General features: G+C 48.7%; 19 protein-coding genes. 7 read left to right on the top strand and 12 right to left on the bottom strand.

Annotation, left to right across the window (positions count from 1 at the left end; all coding sequences use genetic code 11):
* Window positions 1-391: 391 nt before the first annotated feature.
* The 6 genes from purD to cutA all read right to left on the bottom strand — a co-directional run bounded on the left by purD (window position 392) and on the right by cutA (window position 7,340).
* Entirely contained in the window at window positions 392-1,693 is a 1,302-nt protein-coding gene (purD, locus tag AC1HDJ_RS01070) for a phosphoribosylamine--glycine ligase (RefSeq protein WP_479536545.1), read from the bottom strand.
* 149 nt (window positions 1,694-1,842) lie between these two features.
* Window positions 1,843-3,450, bottom strand: a complete 1,608-nt coding sequence (purH, locus tag AC1HDJ_RS01065; protein WP_479536543.1) for a bifunctional phosphoribosylaminoimidazolecarboxamide formyltransferase/IMP cyclohydrolase — start codon at window positions 3,448-3,450, stop codon at window positions 1,843-1,845.
* A 396-nt stretch (window positions 3,451-3,846) separates the two neighbouring features.
* Complete coding sequence (locus tag AC1HDJ_RS01060; RefSeq protein WP_479536541.1) at window positions 3,847-4,464, bottom strand: MarC family protein; 618 nt, start codon at window positions 4,462-4,464, stop codon at window positions 3,847-3,849.
* Window positions 4,465-4,495: 31 nt separating this feature from the next.
* Complete coding sequence (locus AC1HDJ_RS01055) at window positions 4,496-5,164, bottom strand: response regulator transcription factor (RefSeq protein ID WP_479536539.1); 669 nt, start codon at window positions 5,162-5,164, stop codon at window positions 4,496-4,498.
* A gap of 95 nt (window positions 5,165-5,259) precedes the next feature.
* Window positions 5,260-7,020 carry a protein-disulfide reductase DsbD gene (locus AC1HDJ_RS01050; RefSeq protein ID WP_479536537.1) on the bottom strand — a complete coding sequence of 587 codons (1,761 nt, stop codon included), beginning with the start codon at window positions 7,018-7,020 and terminating at the stop codon, window positions 5,260-5,262.
* The gene (gene cutA / locus AC1HDJ_RS01045; protein WP_479536535.1) at window positions 6,996-7,340 is read right to left on the bottom strand and encodes a divalent-cation tolerance protein CutA; all 345 of its coding nucleotides are present in this window, start codon (window positions 7,338-7,340) and stop codon (window positions 6,996-6,998) included. The genes AC1HDJ_RS01050 and cutA overlap by 25 nt, the downstream gene beginning before the upstream one ends.
* Before the next feature lie 407 nt (window positions 7,341-7,747).
* Here cutA and AC1HDJ_RS01040 point away from each other — a divergent pair, with 407 nt between their 5' ends.
* Window positions 7,748-9,211, top strand: coding sequence for a hypothetical protein (locus AC1HDJ_RS01040; RefSeq protein WP_479536533.1), 1,464 nt, complete (start codon window positions 7,748-7,750; stop codon window positions 9,209-9,211).
* A gap of 133 nt (window positions 9,212-9,344) precedes the next feature.
* Here AC1HDJ_RS01040 and AC1HDJ_RS01035 read toward each other — a convergent pair whose 3' ends face one another.
* A complete protein-coding gene (locus tag AC1HDJ_RS01035; protein WP_438622181.1) occupies window positions 9,345-10,643 on the bottom strand; it encodes an anaerobic C4-dicarboxylate transporter in 1,299 nt (432 codons plus the stop codon).
* A gap of 112 nt (window positions 10,644-10,755) precedes the next feature.
* Window positions 10,756-12,189, bottom strand: coding sequence for an aspartate ammonia-lyase (gene aspA / locus AC1HDJ_RS01030; protein WP_479536531.1), 1,434 nt, complete (start codon window positions 12,187-12,189; stop codon window positions 10,756-10,758).
* Window positions 12,190-12,477: 288 nt separating this feature from the next.
* On the opposite strand from aspA, the gene AC1HDJ_RS01025 reads away from it, so the two are divergent.
* The 3 genes from AC1HDJ_RS01025 (at window position 12,478) to groL (ending at window position 15,437) form a co-directional block, all read left to right on the top strand.
* Window positions 12,478-13,134, top strand: a complete 657-nt coding sequence (locus AC1HDJ_RS01025; protein WP_479536529.1) for an FxsA family protein — start codon at window positions 12,478-12,480, stop codon at window positions 13,132-13,134.
* A 296-nt stretch (window positions 13,135-13,430) separates the two neighbouring features.
* The gene (locus AC1HDJ_RS01020) at window positions 13,431-13,724 is read left to right on the top strand and encodes a co-chaperone GroES (RefSeq protein ID WP_438622178.1); all 294 of its coding nucleotides are present in this window, start codon (window positions 13,431-13,433) and stop codon (window positions 13,722-13,724) included.
* Window positions 13,725-13,787: 63 nt separating this feature from the next.
* Complete coding sequence (gene groL, locus AC1HDJ_RS01015) at window positions 13,788-15,437, top strand: chaperonin GroEL (RefSeq protein WP_479536526.1); 1,650 nt, start codon at window positions 13,788-13,790, stop codon at window positions 15,435-15,437.
* 246 nt (window positions 15,438-15,683) lie between these two features.
* Here the strand turns inward: groL and AC1HDJ_RS01010 are convergent, their stop codons facing one another.
* Window positions 15,684-16,040, bottom strand: coding sequence for a hypothetical protein (locus AC1HDJ_RS01010; protein ID WP_479536524.1), 357 nt, complete (start codon window positions 16,038-16,040; stop codon window positions 15,684-15,686).
* 432 nt (window positions 16,041-16,472) lie between these two features.
* On the opposite strand from AC1HDJ_RS01010, the gene AC1HDJ_RS01005 reads away from it, so the two are divergent.
* Window positions 16,473-16,604 (top strand): entericidin A/B family lipoprotein, encoded by a 132-nt coding sequence (locus tag AC1HDJ_RS01005; RefSeq protein WP_479536522.1) that lies wholly within the window; start codon window positions 16,473-16,475, stop codon window positions 16,602-16,604.
* A gap of 149 nt (window positions 16,605-16,753) precedes the next feature.
* A complete protein-coding gene (gene ppnP / locus AC1HDJ_RS01000) occupies window positions 16,754-17,035 on the top strand; it encodes a pyrimidine/purine nucleoside phosphorylase (RefSeq protein ID WP_479536520.1) in 282 nt (93 codons plus the stop codon).
* A gap of 118 nt (window positions 17,036-17,153) precedes the next feature.
* On the opposite strand, the gene AC1HDJ_RS00995 is transcribed toward ppnP, so the two are convergent.
* Window positions 17,154-18,197, bottom strand: a complete 1,044-nt coding sequence (locus tag AC1HDJ_RS00995; RefSeq protein ID WP_479536518.1) for a hypothetical protein — start codon at window positions 18,195-18,197, stop codon at window positions 17,154-17,156.
* A gap of 226 nt (window positions 18,198-18,423) precedes the next feature.
* Here AC1HDJ_RS00995 and sugE point away from each other — a divergent pair, with 226 nt between their 5' ends.
* Window positions 18,424-18,738: a quaternary ammonium compound efflux SMR transporter SugE gene (gene sugE, locus AC1HDJ_RS00990; RefSeq protein WP_479536516.1), complete on the top strand. Its 315-nt coding sequence runs from the start codon at window positions 18,424-18,426 to the stop codon at window positions 18,736-18,738.
* Between the two features lie 112 nt (window positions 18,739-18,850).
* Here sugE and AC1HDJ_RS00985 read toward each other — a convergent pair whose 3' ends face one another.
* Both AC1HDJ_RS00985 and frdD read right to left on the bottom strand, forming a co-directional pair.
* Window positions 18,851-19,396, bottom strand: coding sequence for a lipocalin family protein (locus AC1HDJ_RS00985; RefSeq protein ID WP_479536514.1), 546 nt, complete (start codon window positions 19,394-19,396; stop codon window positions 18,851-18,853).
* A gap of 170 nt (window positions 19,397-19,566) precedes the next feature.
* Complete coding sequence (gene frdD, locus AC1HDJ_RS00980) at window positions 19,567-19,926, bottom strand: fumarate reductase subunit FrdD (RefSeq protein WP_479536512.1); 360 nt, start codon at window positions 19,924-19,926, stop codon at window positions 19,567-19,569.
* Between the last annotated feature and the right edge of the window lie 6 nt (window positions 19,927-19,932).

Below are 19,932 nucleotides of genomic sequence, written 5' to 3'. Positions count from 1 at the left end.
TAACTTGATTTATATGTGCATTCTATTTCAGAGTAACGAAGCTTTTGTTGAAAAATAATGGCATGGATTAGGCTGTTTTCAAGCATTACGTTAACGTAAGCGTTATTTTAAGCTTGTTGTAATTTAGCGATGTAGACTGGAGTTATCTGGTGCGTTCTCAGGAAAGAAGTGATACCGGTTGTTATTCCGGTATCACTGGGTGATTTTTATCTGATGTCATCAATCTGTGGTGTGTGGTAAGCGGAGATTACTCGGTGACCACGGTGTTTAAATATGACAATGTTTACGTTTACGTTAACGTTTTTTTTGTTACAGCGATAAAACCATATGCTGATACGATCTAAAAACATGATTTTTTATTGTATCATTTTCAACAGCCACTTTTTGCAGACTAGCTCTTTTGTTCACGGGCAATGGCTCGGTAGCCGATGTCATTACGGCAGTACATATCCGGCCAGCTAATGTGCTGAACATGCTGATAAGCAAGCTGTTGTGCCTGCGCGACGCTGTGGCCAAGTGCAGTAACACAGAGTACGCGCCCACCTTGGGTGTGTACGGTTGCCGGTTGGCGGCTTTGGTCTAGGGTGGTGCCAGCATGAAAGACTTTACTGTCAGCCGAGTGGGGGGCAGATAGGCCGCTGATCACATCGCCCTGACGGTAATCATTCGGATAGCCACCGGCTGCTAGTACTACGCCGAGAGCCGGACGGGGATCCCATTCAGAGTGGCATTGATCGAGTTTCCCGTTGACGGCAGCCAGACAGAGTGCGACCAGATCAGATTGCAGGCGCATCATAATGGGTTGTGTTTCTGGATCACCAAAACGGCAGTTGTACTCAATCACTTTCGGCGTGCCATCAGCCATGATCATCAGTCCGGCATACAGAAAACCGGTGTAGATGTTACCTTCTGCGGCCATGCCGCGTACGGTTGGCCAAATAACCTCTTCCATGACGCGCTGATGAATGGCATCAGTGACCACGGGTGCCGGTGAGTACGCCCCCATTCCGCCGGTATTCGGGCCGGAGTCGTTATCCCCGATACGTTTATGATCTTGGCTAGTGGCCATCGGCAACACATGCTGGCCATCGACCATGACAATAAAGCTGGCCTCTTCACCATCTAAAAACTCTTCGACCACGATGCGGTGTCCGGCATCGCCAAAGGCATTGCCGGCCAGCATATCTTGCGCGGCGGCTTCGGCTTCGGCCAGTGTCATGGCCACAATAACCCCTTTACCGGCAGCCAGCCCGTCGGCTTTGATGACAATTGGCGCACCTTTTTCACGGATGTAGGCTAGCGCTGGGGCTAATTCAGTGAAGTTTTGGTATTCGGCAGTTGGGATCTGATGGCGAGCCAAAAAGTCTTTGGTGAAGGCTTTCGAGCCTTCAAGCTGTGCGGCAGCTTGTGTTGGGCCAAAAATAGGAAGATCGTGGGCGCGGAAGTGATCTACTACGCCTTTCACCAGCGGGGCTTCGGGGCCGACGATGGTGAGTGCAATTTGCTGTTGCTTTGCAAACTCGGCCAGTGCGTGAATGTCGGTGGCGGAGATAGCGACGTTTTCTACGCCCGGTTCGAGGGCGGTGCCGGCATTGCCGGGGGCGACAAATACGCGGGTAACAAGCGGGGATTGTACGGCTTTCCATGCCAGTGCATGTTCACGGCCACCGTTACCGATAATCAGGATCTGCATGCGGGAGACTCCAGCGTATGGGCAATAAATTGGGTATTACGCGCGATCAGCCATATTTTCGGGATCTGACGGCGCGGGTGTTGTGTGGGTTTATGTACCTGTTTTTCGGGGAGCAAGCCCCCCGAAAAGGGGATAGATACGGTGGTGGATCAGTGGCGGAAGTGGCGCATGTGGGTGAAGATCATGGCCATGCCGTGTTCGTTGGCGGCCTGGATCACTTCATCATCACGGATAGATCCGCCCGGTTGGATCACGCAGGTAACGCCGGCTTGTGCTGCCGCATCAATGCCATCACGGAATGGGAAAAAGGCATCGGATGCCATGACGCAGCCTTGAACTTCTAAGCCTTCATCAGCGGCTTTAATGCCGGCGATTTTGGCTGAGTAGACGCGGCTCATTTGTCCGGCACCAACGCCGATAGTCATGTCGCCTTTGGCGTAGACGATGGCGTTGGATTTGACATATTTAGCCACTTTCCAGCAGAACAGGGCATCGCGCAGCTCTTCAGCAGTGGGCTGGCGGGTGCTTACGATGCTCAGATCGGCGGCGGTGACGCTGCCGTTATCGCGATCTTGTACCAGTAGGCCGCCGTTGATGCGTTTCATGTCGAGATCGTGCTGGCGGGTTTCCCATTCGCCGCAGACCAGTACGCGTATATTTTGTTTGCTTGAGAGGATCACGGCGGCTTGTGCAGTCAGGCTTGGGGCGATGATCACTTCAACAAACTGGCGTTCGATAATAGCTTGTGCGGTGTCGGCATCGAGCTCGCGGTTGAAGGCGATAATGCCGCCAAATGCGGAGGTTGGGTCGGTACGAAACGCGCGGTTATAGGCTTCTAGCAGGTTGCCGCCAAGTGCAACACCGCACGGGTTGGCGTGCTTTACAATGACACAGGCCGGAGCATCAAACTCTTTGACGCATTCGAGTGCAGCATCGGTATCGGCGATATTGTTGTAAGAGAGGGCTTTGCCTTGCAGTTGGGTTGCGGCAGCAACCGATCCTTGTGGCACGGTATTTTCAATATAGAAGGCGGCACCCTGATGGCTGTTTTCGCCGTAGCGCATGTCCTGTTTTTTGATGAAGTTAAGGTTGAGGGTACGCGGGAAGCGGCCAGCCGGTTCAGGCTGTTGTTGGGTTTCGCCAAAGGCGTGGTGATAAGCGGGTACTAAACTGCCAAAGTAGTTGGCTATCATGCTGTCGTAGGCAGCAGTGTGCTCAAAGGCGGCGATGGCTAAGTCAAAACGAGTGGTTTGGCTGAGTGAGCCGTTTTGGGCATCCATTTCGGTGAGGACGCGATCGTAATCGTGGCTGTTGACGATAATGGCGACATCATTGTGGTTTTTTGCCGCTGATCGCACCATTGTTGGCCCACCGATATCGATATTTTCGACGGCATCGGCCAGTGTGCAGTTTTCGCGGGCAATGGTTTGGGCAAATGGGTAGAGGTTGACGACGACCATGTCTATCGGGGCGATGTCGTGCTGCTGCATGATGGCGCTGTCGTGGTCGCGGCGGCCTAAAATGCCTCCGTGAATTTTGGGATGCAGTGTTTTGACCCGACCGTCCATCATTTCAGGAAAACCGGTGTAATCAGAGACTTCGGTAACCGGTAATCCGGCATCGCTGAGTAAGCGGGCTGTTCCGCCGGTTGACAGCAGTTCAATGTGACGAGCTGCCAGTGCGCGGGCAAACTCTACAATGCCGGTTTTATCAGAAACGCTGAGCAGTGCTCGGCGTACAGGACGGTGCTGTTCCATGGTTGATGACATCCCCTTCGAGTGAGCAGAAAGTAGCTTACGCAAACCGTAGCGGGTTTGCGTAAGCGGCCTGCACTCATCGCTGTGGCATTGCCTTGCCAGTATGTTCTGTTTTTGCTAGGTAAAGGTTGCTCGTTGTTGTGCGCTGGGATGGTTCTATTCTAACGAAAACGTTTGCGTGATGGGTATCTTTTTTTATCCCAAAACAGTTTTTGTTGTGTTGAGTGAGCGGGCGTTACAGTAAAAATGTGCGGTTGCACAAAGGGAATCATACTGTGGGAGTAAACAGGCAGATTGCTTTGGTTTAACTTAGCGTGAGGCGGTTTGATGTGGTGATTAGGGGTATAGGGGCTACTTAGTGCAAGCAGCCCGAACAGGAAGCTGTATAACGGATGGTTAGCTTAGCGGGGCGAAAAAATCCCGTAATCCAATCAAGAGGTTATTGACGGCAACGGCGGCAAGTATCAAGCCCATGACGCGGCTGATAACAGAAGCGCCGGTGCGGCCGATCACTTTCTGAATGCTAGATGCGCTGCGCAGCAACAGGTAGGTGATAACCAGTACGGTGAGCATCACTAGTGCGGTGAGTGCCTGTTCGCCCATGGCGTAACGGTGGTTGTCGGTCAGCATGACGACGGCCATCATGGCACCGGGTGAGGCTATCGAGGGAACGGCAATCGGGAAAACGGCCAGATCACTGATGTCGTAATCCATCCGCATCTCTTGATCGGGTTTTCCTTCGCCAAAAATCATGGTCAGTGCAAACAGTAGGAGTACCAAGCCACCGGCAGTTTGAAAGGCGCTGAGCGGGATTTGCATGGCTTCGAGCAAGAACTGGCCGGCGATCAGGAAAAACAGCAGGATACCGGTAGAGACTAAGATGGCTTTGCTGGCCACTTTGCGGCGGTCTTGGGCGGACAGTGCTGAGGTTTTTGACAGGTAGACGGGGATAGATCCGATTGGGTCGATCACGGCCCACAATACAACAAACTGAACAATCAGTGATTCAAACATACAGGCTTCCTTGTTTACTGATAAGCGGCCATTATAACCCTGTTTGTGAATTCAGCTCGATTTGTTGCAGCAAGATCACCGCTTGGGTGCGGTTTTTTACACCTAGTTTACGAAATATTGCGGTCATGTGCGCTTTTATAGTAGCTTCGGAGACATTGAGGTCATAGGCGATTTGCTTATTCAGTAGACCCTCATTAAGCATATCCAGTACACGGTGCTGTTGGGCGGTGAGGCTGCTAAGCCGGGTTTGCAGATCATTGGCGTGCAGTTCGTGTTGTTGCCATGTGCTGTCATCGGTGGCCAGATCTGGTGGGAAGATGCTGTCTCCGGCCAGCGCACGTTCAATATCATGCACTAAAACCGGCAGTTGTGCTGATTTGGGGATAAACCCGAGCGCACCGTAGTGGCGGATTTGCTGAATAATGCAGGGATCATCACTGGCGGAGATGACGACAATCGGCAGTAATGGGTAGCGCTGACGTAGGGTTTGCAGGCCGTGAAAACCGTGACTGCCGGGCATTTTGAGATCGAGCAGCAGTAGGTCGGGATCTGGGTTGTGTTCTAGTAAATCGAGCAGTGCGGCCAGTGAGTCGGCTTCGTGTAGTGTGGCCTGTGGCACGCCGCGGGTTAGCGCTTGCAGCAGGGCTGCGCGAAAAAGTGGGTGGTCGTCGGCAATTATCAGCGTGCAGTCATTATCCATAACATCATTCTATTAACGTTTTTTTTACGTTAGCAAATGCGCATGCTGCAGTGCAAATTGTCGCGTGCCTAAATGTGCGGCACGCGACAAAAAAGTTACTGTGAGGTGATGTTTTGCAGGTGCGATAAAAATGGCACGGCAGGCATGAATCCGGTGACGCGGCTTTGTGGAATTTCGTTTCCATCGCGATCAAAAAACAGCAGTGTGGGTAGCCCCATGACCCGCAGGCTTTCTAGCAACTGTTTATCAGCTTGGTTGTTGGCGGTGACATCGGCTTTTAACAGCACCATATCCGCAAACTGTTGTTGTACTTGCAGATCACTGAAGGTGTATTTGCTGAACTCTTTGCAGGCAACACACCAGTCGGCGTAAAAATCGAGCATGACCGGTTTACCTTTGGCGTTGGCCAGAGCCTGTTGGAGCGCCGGTAGGCTATCTACCAAAATAAAGGGTTTGGTTGGCGGTATTGCTTTTGCTGACGAGATATCGGATGCCGATGATGCGGTGGTTTGCTGTGGGGTATAGACCCACTCTTGCAACGGTTTGGCACCGATAATGACGGCCAGCAGTACAGCCGCTTTTAGCAATATTTGTACGGTGCGCTGGCTGGGGATGATAAACAGCAGCCAGCCGCCACCGCTGACAGCCAGTATGCTCCACAAGCGTGTGACCCAGAGTTCAGGCAGTAAACGTGAGAGCAGAACAATCGGCATGGCAAGCAGCAGGAAGCCAAATCCGGTTTTGACATGGGTCATCCATGCGCCATTTTTTGGCAATAGGCGGTTACCGAACAGGGCGATGCCAATCAGCGGTAAGCCCATGCCGAATGCCAGTAGGTAGAGGGTGACAGCGCCGGTCAGCAGATCGCCACTGTTGGCGACATACAGCAGTGCGCCGGACAGCGGTGCGGTGGTGCAGGGTGAACAGATAAGGCCTGCAATTGCGCCCATCAGAAATACGCCCGGAATATTGCCACCTTGTTGCTGCCCGCTGAGCAGCGTGAGGCGGGTTTGCAGGCTGCTTGGCAGTTGCAGACTGAACAGGCCAAACATTGACAGTGCCAGTAGGCCAAACAGTATTGATAAACCAACCAGTACGTACGGGTGCTGCAGGGCGGCCTGAAATTGTAATCCGGCTGCGGCAACGACAAGCCCGAGCAGGGTGTAGGTCAGAGCCATGCCCTGTACGTACGCCATAGCGAGAATAAAGGCCCGACGATGCGAATGCCGCTGGCCTCCGCCAAGCACCACGCTTGAGAGCAGGGGGAACATCGGCAGTACGCAGGGTGTAAAGGCCATGCCGATACCGAGGATAAAAAACAGCAGCGGTGTCCAGCGGTTTGTTGCCAATTGGTCGGCTAAACGCTCTTGTTCGGGTTGTTCAACAGAGGCTGGTGGTGTGGTTTGATTGGGTTTGGCTGACGATGCCAGCACAGCTTGTAGCGGGATACTGCGGGTTTCCGGTGGATAGCAAAATCCGGCACTGGCACACCCTTGATAGCTGACATCAAGCGTGGCGTTACTGCCTGCCTGCAAAATCGGCAGGGTTAATTGCAGCGGTTGGGTGAAGATCTGTACTTCACCAAAAAACTCGTCACGGTGTGCTTTGCCTGTCGGTAGGGTGAATTCGCCTAAGGTTGCATTGTGCGCGGTGACTTTAAATTGATGACGATAGAGGTAGTAGCCCTCTTTGACCTGCCAGTTGAGCGTGAGTTGATCGCCTTTCTGACTGAAATCAAACGGGAAGGCGCTGTCTACCGGTACAAACCCCTGACTTTTCGGTGCAAATAGGTTGATTGCATTGGCGGTGCTGCAAAGTGACAGCAGTAAAATCAGTGTAAACAGGCGCTGAGCCATGTCAGGTACTCCTTGTCACCGTGCGCGATATCGAGAACCAGTATTTCTGGCGTTTGGTAGGGGTGCAGTTCACGAAGGCGTTGCATCAGGCCATCGAGATGGCTTTGATCGGTTTTTATCAGCAGCTGAATTTCGCTGCTCTCTTCGATATTTTCTTGCCAACGATACACTGATTGCATAGCAGGTAGCAGGTTAACACATGCCGCCCAACGTTCGCTGACCAGTGTTTGGGCTATATGGCGTGCAGTCTGTTGCCCCTGATCATCAGAACCCAGATTATTGGGAACAGTGCAGAGCACTATTTGTGCCGAGGTTGTCATGCTTTATTTCCCTTCAAATGGTGAATAAGCGTGATGTTATGGTTATGAGTATCATCACGTTAAGCAAATTGCGATACGGGATATGTGCCTTTGCGATGTGCACAACGCTACGTTAAGGGCTGATTGTACTGCAGGCGGTGGCTTGGGGAAACGGTAGGATAACACGAGTAATACTGACCTATATCTGTACTAAAAGATTGATATAGCACTAATAGAAATGGATAAAAAGAGTAGTTAACCTGATAGTAAATAATTTTCAGTGGTTATCTATCTGTCATTATTAAAAACTAAGTATTCTTACTGGTAACATATTTTCAGAGTTTATCCTATATTTTAAAAGTATGGATAATAAGGTTGCTTAGGCATTGTTTTGTATCTTTTAACATGAGTTTCTTATTGGTAATGCAATGACAACGATAGTGGCACAATCAGGCGTTAAATTACCGTGTGATCAGGTGAGTAGCATATTAAATGGAGAGCGGCCTCTATCAGAAAAATCATGGGCTGAGTGGTTTTTTTCGTATTTCAGCCAGTTGCTGAAATATAAAACTGCATACAGTGAACTTGAAAATATCTATCAAAAGATAAATATTCATGCAGACGATGACAGTGATGTTACGCAGTTGGAAAAATTGGATAATTACCTAACGCTGATGCAGTTGACAAAGCATGAGTACATTGAAAACTATAACCTGGTTTATACTAAACGATCTAATAATACAGGGGATTTTGATTTCCGTTATCAAGGGAATTCATTATTTATAATGACAGTAACTGACGATTCAGTAACACATGAAAGGATCAATAAGATATTTAATGCGGATGGGAAATTAAGGGCGGTTTCGTTATATGAACATTCAATAAAACTGAAATATCAGATTAATAATTTGGTTTTATGGCAAGTAGGAGTATATAACAAAAAAAAAGAAGGTGCAGTAGAGGGTTCTATGCAGTATTGCAAGCAATATAGCAAGGTGGCTATTCGCAACTATTATGCTGAGACGAATATAGAACCATTAAATACAATCTTTTCCTTTTTACTCGATTTTTATAAGAAAAATAAATCAAGTTGCCAACTAAAGTTCTATCTTAGTAATGACTATTCTTTTATTAGACATCAAGTAATACCTGAAGTTTATCGTGCTGAATTACTGGTTAACGGCCAGCCTGTTTGCCGCGCAGTCAAGCCGATACAAAAAGAGATGTTGGATATCATTAAAGATGAATTTATTCAACAGGGCCAGTTAGGATATCATGACAATGATATGTCTTTAGTTTTCACTTTAAATGATAAGATGAATGTCGGTCAGTTTATCAAAAATACAAATTGTAAGTTAATTGACTCTCTTCCTGTTTTTCTATCATCGGATGAACGTGTTTTTTGTGAGACAGTACATTTAAATAGTGTTATCCCTGCATTTATTAGTAACAGGGTGAATCCTTTAATTACAAGTTCATATGGTGTTTTTGACTATTTCTCTGAGAGTAGAATTAGAAATCATAATTATATCAATAATGGTGCTTTACATGTAAATACACTGTCTGTTTTAGGTAATGAACTCTATGAGCAGGTAGACTGGATAAAAGAAACTATTTACCCAATGTTGGTTGAGAGTTATTGCGATAATCAATACCTTAAAAATGATATACGTTCATCTAAAGTTGATCTGTTAGGCGTAAGGCTTGACAAACTACATACCGATATCAACAGTTTACAGAATGAAATTGGCGGGTATAAACAGAAATATCAAAAAGAGAGTGATTTTTTTCTGACAAAAAGTGTTTGCTGTGATTTATCATTAAAAATAAAAGAAATGGTTAAAGAAAATCAGTTGTTATGTGAAATGATTGAAGGCTTGTGTGTTGTATAAATAATGTGGAGCGGAGAGTGATAATTATACAAAAACACATGTCTAATAAGTTATATTGCCGCAATAAAAAAGCACCCTTTCAGGTGCTTGATTGTGTAGCAGCAATTGTTATTAAAAATAACGGATTCTGAAATTACAGAACCATTCCGCCAATAATAAAACCAAACATCACTGACAGGCTGATACACAATACGCCTGGGATGATGAAGGGGTGGTTAAATACCGCTTTACCGATACGGGTAGAACCGGTGTCGTCCATCTCAACCGCGGCAAGCAGGGTTGGGTAGGTTGGCAGTACAAACAGTGCAGATACTGCGGCAAAAGAGGCAATTGCGGTTACTGGGCTAACACCTAACATCAGTGCAGCAGGGATCAGTGCTTTGGCTGTTGCGGCTTGTGAGTACAGCAACATAGCAGAAAAGAACAGCACAACAGCTAGCATCCACGGATACTGTGCCAGAATAGCACTTGCTGTCTCTTTGATGCCTTCAATGTGAGCCGATACAAATGTATCACCCAGCCACGCTACGCCCATCACACAGATACAGGCTGACATACCGGATTTGAAGGTTGCCGCATTGACAATTTTGCTGGAGTCAATTTTGCACAGCACAGTAATCGCGGTAGCGGCGGTCAGCATAAAGGCAATGATCGCATCGTTACGCGGCATGACCGGATTTTCAATCAGACCAACGGTAGGTGAAATGGCAGTGGCATAGGCCATAACCGCAATAATGGCCAGCAGGAACAGACCGACAGAAAGTTTAGCACCTGGCAGCAGCGTGATGGCTTGTGAGCCACGCAGTTTAATCTGGCCTTTTGCTAAACGCTCTTGATAAACCGGGTCATCTTTGAGTTCGCAGCCGAGGAAGTTAGTGACAAATGAGGTTAAGATCACTGCCAGCAGCGTGGTAGAGATACAGATACCCAGAATTTGCAGATAGCTAACACCCAGCGGTTCCATGATGCCGGAGAAAAACACTACCGCAGCAGAAACGGGAGACGCAGTAATCGCAATTTGTGATGAGACCACTGCGATAGAGAGTGGGCGAGACGGGCGAATACCTTGCTCTTTCGCCACTTCAGCGATAACCGGTAGGGTGGAAAACGCGGTGTGGCCAGTACCTGCCAACAGCGTCATAAAATAAGTCACCAGCGGTGCGAGAAACGTAATTTGTTTTGGGTGTTTGCGCAGAATTTTCTCTGCTTCACTGACCAGATAATCCATACCGCCAGCCACTTGCATTGCTGCGATAGCCGAAATAACGGCCATAATAATCAGGATCACATCCCACGGGATATTGCCGGGTTTTACACCCATCAGCGCCAGCGCGATAACACCTAAACCACCGGCAAAACCGATCCCAATACCACCAATTCGTGCACCAATAAATATGCCGATAAGGACAACGGCAAGTTCCATCCACATCATGTTATTTTTCTCCAAGGGGTGTCGATTAACAAAAAATCCTTCCATGTAAACACGACACCAACTGAACTAGAAAAAGCCGGCAAAAGCCGGCTTTAGTCATCGTTCGAGTTGATTACGCGTTTTCTTCCGTGAAGCGTTTCGCTTTGTACTGCGGGTTCATCAGGTTCTCGACAGACAAAATGTCATCGAGCTGAGCTTCAGTCAGCAGACCACGCTCAAGTACCACTTCACGTACGCCTTTACCGGTTTCAGCACAGATCTTACCGACGATGTCACCGTTGTGGTGGCCAATGAACGGGTTCAGATACGTTACGATACCGATAGAGTTGAATACGTAAGCTGCGCACTGCTCAGGGTTAGCAGTGATGCCGTCTACACAGAAATCACGCAGGTTCACACAGGCGTTCGCCAGAATGGAAATGGATTCAAACATTGCCTGACCAATCACCGGCTCCATCACGTTCAGCTGTAGCTGACCGGCTTCGGCAGCGAAAGTAACAGTGGTGTCGTTACCAATCACTTTAAAGCAAACTTGGTTCACCACTTCTGGGATTACCGGGTTTACTTTTGCTGGCATGATAGAAGAACCGGCCTGCAGTTCTGGCAGATTGATCTCTTTAAGTGCCGCACGCGGGCCAGAAGAGAGCAGACGTAAGTCATTACAGATCTTAGACATTTTCACGGCAGTACGCTTGAGTGCACCGTGCATCATCACGTAAGCACCACAGTCAGAGGTCGCTTCAATCAGATCTTCAGAGATCAGGCATGGCAAACCGGTTACTGCGGTCAGGTGACCAATAATAGTTGCAGAGTAACCTTCTGGCGTGTTTACGCCTGTACCGATTGCGGTTGCGCCCAAGTTAACTTCCAGCAGCAGTTCAGCAGTACGCTTAAGGTTACGCACTTCTTCTTGCATCAGAACAGAGAATGCACGGAACTCTTGGCCAAGGGTCATCGGCACAGCATCTTGCAGCTGGGTGCGGCCCATTTTCAGCACTTTAGCAAACTCAGTGGCTTTGTGATCGAAGCCTGTTTTCAGGTACTCGATTTTTTCGATCAGTTGCATAACACTGTTATAAACAGCAATACGGAAACCGGTTGGATATGCATCGTTAGTTGACTGGCTGGCATTCACATGATCACATGGGTTGATCACATCATAACGGCCTTTCTCCAGACCCATTAGCTCAAGTGCAACGTTTGCAACGACTTCGTTGGTATTCATGTTGACTGATGTACCCGCACCGCCTTGGTACACGTCAGTTGGGAACTGATCCATGCACTTACCGGTAGTCAGGATCAGATCACATGCTTTAACAATCATATCACCGACATCAGCAGGAATTGCGCCCAGCTCTTGGTTTGCCAGTGCAGTCGCTTTTTTCACCATCACCATGCCGCGTACAAACTCTGGAACATCAGAGATAGTGGTGTTAGAGATGTTGAAGTTTTCGATAGCGCGCAGAGTATGGATGCCGTAGTAAGCATCAGCAGAAACTTCGCGGGTACCCAGCAGGTCTTCTTCGATACGAATGTTGTTAGCCATAATAGGTAAGCCTTGAATGTATGGGTAATGAGATTGTTAAAATATAGTATGTCGTTTTTATCTAAAACGGCAGAGAAAATTACTGTTCTTCCCTGAAAGTGCCGACGATCTTATTGTTATACGCAGGGAAAAAATTTACCTAGATCACTATTTGTTGCATGTTACCTAATTAGAGTTAATAAATGTGATCTGACTCACGTGTAATGGGGGGTAAAAATCCTCTATCTTGAAACTAGATCCGCGAGCCCCCATCTTTATTGATGACATTTACTCCAAAGGAGCACCATTGTGCGTCTTTTCTTCTTGTTCCTGTTTCTGTTTTTACCGTTTATTGAGATCACGTTATTTATACAAGTTGCTGATCAAATTGGCGGTTGGACAACATTAGCGCTGGCATTGCTGGCTTCGGTACTCGGTGTTTCACTGATCCGCAGTAAAGGTGTGCAAACATTGCGCCATGTGCAACGTAAACTTGCTCAGGGCGAAATGCCGGCCCAAGAGTTACTGCAGGGTTGCCTGCTGGTTATCTCGGGTATTTTACTGATTATCCCCGGCTTTTTAACCGATTTTGTGGCACTGATTCTGCTGTTGCCTTGGGTACAAAAGGGGATCGGGCTGTTGCTGTTATCCCGCATGCAGGTATTTTCTGCTGCCGCAAACAGTAGCCAAGGTTTTAGCCCGTTTGGGTTTGGCGCACAGCGTAATGATAGCCGAACCTTTGAGGGTGAGTTTGAGTCGGCCGATAAGCCGGTAAAAACCGCATCACCACAGATCATTGAAATTGAGCACCGTGCGGCGGTAATTGAAACTGAACAGCTTACTGGTGAAACAGAGGTAAAAAACGGGGAGACTCTGGCGGGCGATCAGGTCAATGATTTAGATAACGGGTCTACTGATTTGCCAGATTCTGACAGTGGTAATCCGCGAGCGCCACAGAATAAATAACTATTATTCTGGTGATGATGCAGCGCTAAATGGTGGGGTGTTTGAACACCATGTCTGCGGATAGCTGAGGCTGTTACAAACAATAAGCATAAAATATGTGATGCCGGTCATTTTTTCAGCTGTCATCACGCATGAGGCAAAAAAAAGTTCATCTTTCCCCTTGAAGCTGACCATCTGACCCCCATCTCTTAGTACACAGTGTGACAGCGCTAAGCTGTCACCACCTTTAACTAATTGACCAACCTAGAGCAGGTACGGAATACCTGCTTAAAGCTTGTTATTTGGAGAGTAGCTCGATGAAAATTCGTCCATTGCATGATCGTGTAATTATTAAACGTAAAGAAGTTGAGTCCAAGTCTGCAGGTGGCATTGTATTGACCGGATCTGCGGCAGGTAAATCTACCCGTGGTGAAATCTTAGCGGTAGGTCATGGCCGAATTCTTGAGAACGGCGAAGTGAAACCGCTGGATGTAAAAGTAGGTGATATCGTTATTTTCAACGATGGTTACGGCGTGAAGAGCGAGAAAATTGACGGCGAAGAAGTGCTGATCATGTCCGAAAGTGACATTCTGGCGATTGTTGAAGCGTAGTTGCCGTTTACGGCTCTGCGTAGAATTTCACCCTATTTTTAAAGTCTAAAGGAATAATGAGTCATGGCAGCAAAAGAAGTTAAATTTGGTAATGATGCGCGCGTAAAAATGCTGCGCGGTGTTAACGTTCTGGCTGATGCAGTAAAAGTTACGCTGGGCCCGAAAGGCCGTAACGTAGTGCTGGATAAATCATTCGGTGCACCGATCATTACTAAAGATGGTGTTTCTGTGGCACGTGAAATCGAACTGGAAGACAAGTTCGAGAACATGGGCGCACAAATGGTGAAAGAAGTGGCCTCTAAAGCGAATGACGCAGCAGGCGACGGCACAACCACCGCAACCGTACTGGCACAATCTATCGTTAACGAAGGCCTGAAAGCGGTTGCTGCGGGCATGAACCCGATGGATCTAAAGCGCGGTATTGATAAAGCAGTAATTGCTGCAGTAGAAGAGCTGAAAAAGCTGTCTGTACCTTGCGCCGATACCAAAGCTATTGCACAGGTGGGTACCATTTCTGCCAACTCTGATGAAACTGTCGGTACGCTGATTGCAGAAGCGATGGAGCGCGTAGGTAAAGAAGGCGTGATCACCGTAGAAGACGGCACTGGCCTGCAAGATGAGTTGGATGTGGTTGAAGGTATGCAGTTTGATCGCGGCTACCTGTCTCCGTACTTCATCAATAAGCCGGAGACCGGTTCTGTTGAGCTAGATAGCCCGTTCATTTTGCTGGTTGATAAGAAAATCTCTAACATCCGTGAATTGCTGCCGGTTCTGGAAGCAGTAGCAAAATCTGGCAAACCACTGATGATCATTGCTGAAGATGTTGAAGGCGAAGCGCTGGCAACACTGGTGGTTAACACCATGCGTGGCATTGTGAAAGTTGCGGCAGTAAAAGCACCAGGTTTTGGTGATCGCCGTAAAGCGATGCTGCAGGATATCGCAACCCTGACTCACGGTACTGTGATCTCTGAAGAGATTGGTATGGAGCTGGAAAAAGCGACGCTGGAAGACTTAGGCCAAGCTAAGCGTGTTGTTATCACTAAAGATAACACTACCATTATTGATGGCGTGGGTGATGAAGCCGCAATTCAAGGCCGTGTTGCACAAATTCGTCAGCAAATTGAAGATGCAACTTCTGACTATGATCGTGAAAAACTGCAAGAGCGCGTAGCGAAACTGGCTGGCGGTGTTGCTGTGATTAAAGTTGGCGCAGCCACTGAAGTTGAAATGAAAGAGAAAAAAGCCCGTGTTGAAGATGCTCTGCATGCAACACGTGCTGCTGTTGAAGAGGGCGTTGTTGCCGGTGGTGGTGTTGCTCTGGTTCGTGTTGCCAGCAAAATTACCGCACTGCGTGGCCAGAATGAAGACCAGAACGTGGGTATCCGCGTTGCTCTGCGTGCGATGGAAGCGCCTTTGCGCCAGATCGTGATTAACGCCGGTGAAGAAGGTTCTGTTATTGCGAACAACGTGAAGAACGGCGAAGGTAACTACGGTTATAACGCTTCTACCGAAGAGTACGGCGATATGCTGGAGATGGGTATTCTTGACCCAACTAAAGTGACTCGTTCTGCACTGCAGTACGCAGCATCTGTGGCCGGTCTGATGATCACCACCGAGTGCATGGTGACTGATCTGGCAAAAGATGACAAAGCTGACATGGGCGCCGGTATGGGTGGCATGGGCGGTATGGGTGGAATGGGCGGTATGATGTAATTTCTGTTTACCGCACTGAGTCTGGGCTTTTGAGCTACAGGGCGCAGTGTGGTCACAGATTACGCGACCGTTTTTGTGCTGGGTAATATTAAAACTGGTAATACCTGTGCAGCCAATACCGAAACAGCAAAAAAACCCCGCATTGCGGGGTTTTTTATTGCCGGATCGTCGGAAATGTTTAGAAAGCCAGAGAGATAATGCGCACGGTATACGATTTACTACGCATTATCGTGAGATTGTATGTGATTAATGGCTAATCTCTACGGCTGGGGTGGTGCTGGCGATTGCCGCGCGGAGTTGGCTGCGGATCTCTTTTCGGATCAGCTCAACTTTATGCGCTAACGCTGAAATTTTGACATCAATCAGCGGGCTGTCTGACTGCATATGCAAAGAGTCAACCTCGTACAACAGCTCTTCAACATACGGGCGAAAATGCTGGCTACGGCTGTTAAACCCTTGTGGCAGACTAAAACGTGGGCGCAGTTTTTCGCGCTGATGGCGTGGTTTGCGCAGGGTAAAATCATCAACCGTGGTGGCCTGATTGAGTGTTTGCCAAAGATGATGTTGGATCCGGCGCAGGATCATATCGGGGTTATCGAGCATATGAAGCATCCTTGTCTTTCGCGGCAGTTCATCGTGAACATACGGGTATGGCTTGCCATGTGTGACAAAACACATGGGTTCAATACGCCATCAGGTGCGTAAGCACCTGTTTTAGATTAGTGCATGAATGGCATATTGATCGTTATTTTTTGCGATACATATCCAGTAATTTCAGATATCGATATAAGGTGTCACAGCTATAGGTTGATTGCAAACCAGTGGCGTAAAAAATCGGTACAGGTGTTAAATGGATCACGGTTTTTAGACTGTACGCTGATCTGTATCGGCTGGATTTATTCGAAAAATCGCGGCAAGATCATGCACAATACCGACGATATTGGCTGCTGTTTTTCAGGCGGATCACCACAAAAAACAGTGGGCTGTACGATAATAAAAAGTGGAATATCGCCAAGCGGTAAGAAGGGGAATTAGATGAAATTACGCGGATTATGGGTGTTGTTACCCTTGCTAGCCGCGCTGTTGACCAGCGGCTGTGAAACCACCAAAGGCTTTGGCCGTGATGTGCAAAAGCTGGGCGGCTCTATTCAGCGTGCGGTAGATTAAACTGGCAGGAAAGTTTCATTCTGGCCACACAATTGTGACACATGGTATGCTCATTTCACCGGATATGCGCCAAGGCATATTGCAGGCGTAGCCGTAGAGCAGGTCTGCGACTGCGGCAGACAAGCAGAGTAACAACAAGGAGAGAGTTGATGCTGAAGGTTAATGAGTATTTTGCCGGTAACGTAAAATCAATTGGTTTTGCTGACGGAGAGTCAACCGCCACTGTGGGGGTGATGCGCTCCGGTGAGTACCGCTTTACGACCGGCGCACCTGAGATAATGCAGGTTGTCCGTGGGGCACTGACCGTGCGTTTAGACGGTGAAACTGAGTGGGCCACCTTTGCTGCCGGTGAGCAATTTGCCGTGGCAGGAAACAGCGCGTTTGATCTGGTGGTTGAGCAAGATTCTGCTTATCTGTGTTTATTTGGCTGATTTTGATTCGGCGGGCTTTTTTTACCGAGATCGGCCGTTACTCGGTCGATCTCGGTAATATAGCTTCTGGATAACACAGCTTCTGGCTGCGGATAGCCGTTAGTGTTATGCCACGCGTTTATGGCCGCCAGTGTGCCGGTAAGCGTTGCTGCAACCAGCGGGCAATGTCAGTTTCATGCCGCTGCCACTTGACTCCCAGCATAATCACCAGCAAACCAATCCCACATAAAATAAAAGGGAAGGCCATGCTGCCGGCAAACAGTGACCAAGCCAGATAGCCGATATAGGCGGTGACACCGAGCATGCCAAACAGCGTAAAAATACGGCGGTTAAACCACGGGCCGCTAAACATCACCGCTAAATTCAGCAGAAAATAGAGAAAGCGCCCCAGTTCACTGTTGCTGTCGAGCAGTGTTAGGCTGATCCAACTGACAGCCATACCGGTGACGTACCACCATCCGGCATAATCGGGGTTACGGCGGTAACGAAAATCGAGCCAGAATGCCAGCAACAGCATACCCAGCCCGATCAGCAGTGAGACTTTATACTGAAGATGGTCTGGTGTTTGCCAGCCATCAAGCAGATTTAGGCTGCCATCGAGCAGCATCCCCCATACGGCAAGGCTCAGTGGTAGCATCAGTACCGGATATCGGTAGCGCCACAGCAGCAGAGTGCCACTGAGTACGACGCTCAACTCCAAACTCAGCCAGCGCTGATCAATCAAACCAATGAACAGGTGGTGTAACGGTATTTTTGTATCCCACCAGCCGAAATGAACCTGAATGCCGTACAGGACTATCGGAACGGTCACCATCACCAGTACCGCACACAGTGCTGCCGGTGTGGTGAGCTGGCGGCGGTGCAGGTATTCCGTCATCAGGGCGGCAATGACAACATACAGTGCCGATAAACTGCTGAAGGTCAGCGGGCCGTAGTAACTCCAGCTTAGGCGCATAAAAAGCGTCATTGCGCCGATAGCCAACAACCCGCCAAGCACATAGAGCACGTGCGAGAAGGTGAATCGGCTGGCCGACGCGGCATGCTGTTCAAGGTAGCGCCATAGCGCTGCGCGCTGGGAGTCAGTGAGTAAACCGTCGCTCACTGCCTGTTGCAATAGCGGGGGCGTAACGATCAGCCCCTCTTGGTCTTGCGAGTTCGCCATACAGATCCCCTGCCACAATAGTTTTAGTTACAAATAATGTCTTAAGGTAGCATATTGTCATGCTCTGTGGGGCATCCCCGCTTAACCATGCGAGTATCAAGGTTGATTGGCAAGGCTCGCTTGTATAGAGTGGCTCAGGCTCTCTTTTATCTGACGTTATCAGGACGACCTGACCGACGTATTTTGTTCGCGGGGACGACCCCATCAGCCATCAAAGGTTATGATTATGGCGTGGGTATACCTGATTATTGCAGGGTTACTGGAAGTGTGTTGGGCGCTGGCATTGAAAGCTAGTGAGGGCTTTTCCAAGCCGTTACCGAATGTAATTTTTGCCGTTACCATTACCGGCAGTATGGTGTTGCTGGCGCTGGCAATGCGGCATCTGCCGGTCGGCAGTGCTTATGCTATCTGGACAGGTATTGGTGCGGTGGGCACGGCCATTGTTGGCATTGTGCTGCTGGGGGAATCGGCATCTGCGTTGCGGATAGCCAGTTTAGCGCTGATTATGCTGGGTATTCTTGGCTTAAAGCTATCGAGCTAATTGGCATGCGTTGTACGGTCTTTCAGTGTTGACGCGGCATGTAAACTGATAGGGCAGAGTATTGTCTGCCCTGTATCGATAGCGCATATAGCACGATAATCCGGCGATACTGTTATGTGCTGGTGGTCTCTTGTGGGCGATTTTGCTGCATCGGGAAGAGCAACTTTTGCGTATCAAATCCAGCTTGTTGCGCGGTTTTAATCAGCATATTGAGTGTGGGTTGGCTCAGTGTTGGCGTGCGGGATAAGATCCACAAATAGTCGAGATCCGGGCCACTGATCAGGGCATATTGGTAATCTTTATCCAACGCCATGATGTGGTATCCGCCGTAAAACGGGCCAAAAAATGAAACTTTCAACGAGCCGACATTGGCTTTATCCAGCAAATATGCCTTGCCTTCAGCCTCCTTCCACTGCTTCTTTTGTACATCATAGCCACGGTTAATAACCTTAATTCCCCCGTCATCACGCGGTGAATAGTTGGCAGTCACATGGCTTAAACCGCGCTCAAAACTGTGGTCTAGCCGTGCAATTTCATACCAAGTGCCCAGATATTGCTGGGTTTGAAAGTCAGTGATCGGTGTTACGCCTTTGGGGGCTTGTGTGCAGCCGCCGAGCAGCAGCGTGGTTAATGCGGCCAGCAGTAGTGTCATTCGCATGAGATCATCCTTGTAATGCTGAAAATATGACAGATAACGGTAAGTCTACGTCTATTTCTGCCTGCTGCGACATTATATTTTATGAACAGAGCTGATTTTTAAGGGATAAAAAAAACCCTGAGAGCATCTCAGGGTTTCGTATGACTCAAAAGCCTGTATCACTCGCCGGATTACAGCGTGAAAACCACAATCAGCGCCAGCAGGCTATAGATTGCAGACAGGCCGTAGAATACGAGCTTGCCAGCCGGCACATGCACTTTCAGATCGTGCATTGCGTGGTGGATACGGTGCATACCACACCAGATAGGCAGGATCAGCATACCGAGCATGAACAGGCGACCAATGATGCTTTGTGCAAAGCTCAGTACGCGCTCATAGCTCATGGCATCTGCCGGCAGCATACCCAGTGGCAGCAGAACGCCAACCAGCAGAATGATGACCGGAGAAACAATAGCGCTCCACATACCGCCTGCACCAAACAGACCCCAGAAGATCGGTTCGTCAGAACGCTGAGGGATGGATGATTTCATCGTATT

The organism is Plesiomonas sp. ISS29 (assembly GCF_056522795.1).
Note: the sequence above shows the minus strand (reverse complement) of the source record. Positions and strands in the feature narration are given on the sequence as shown.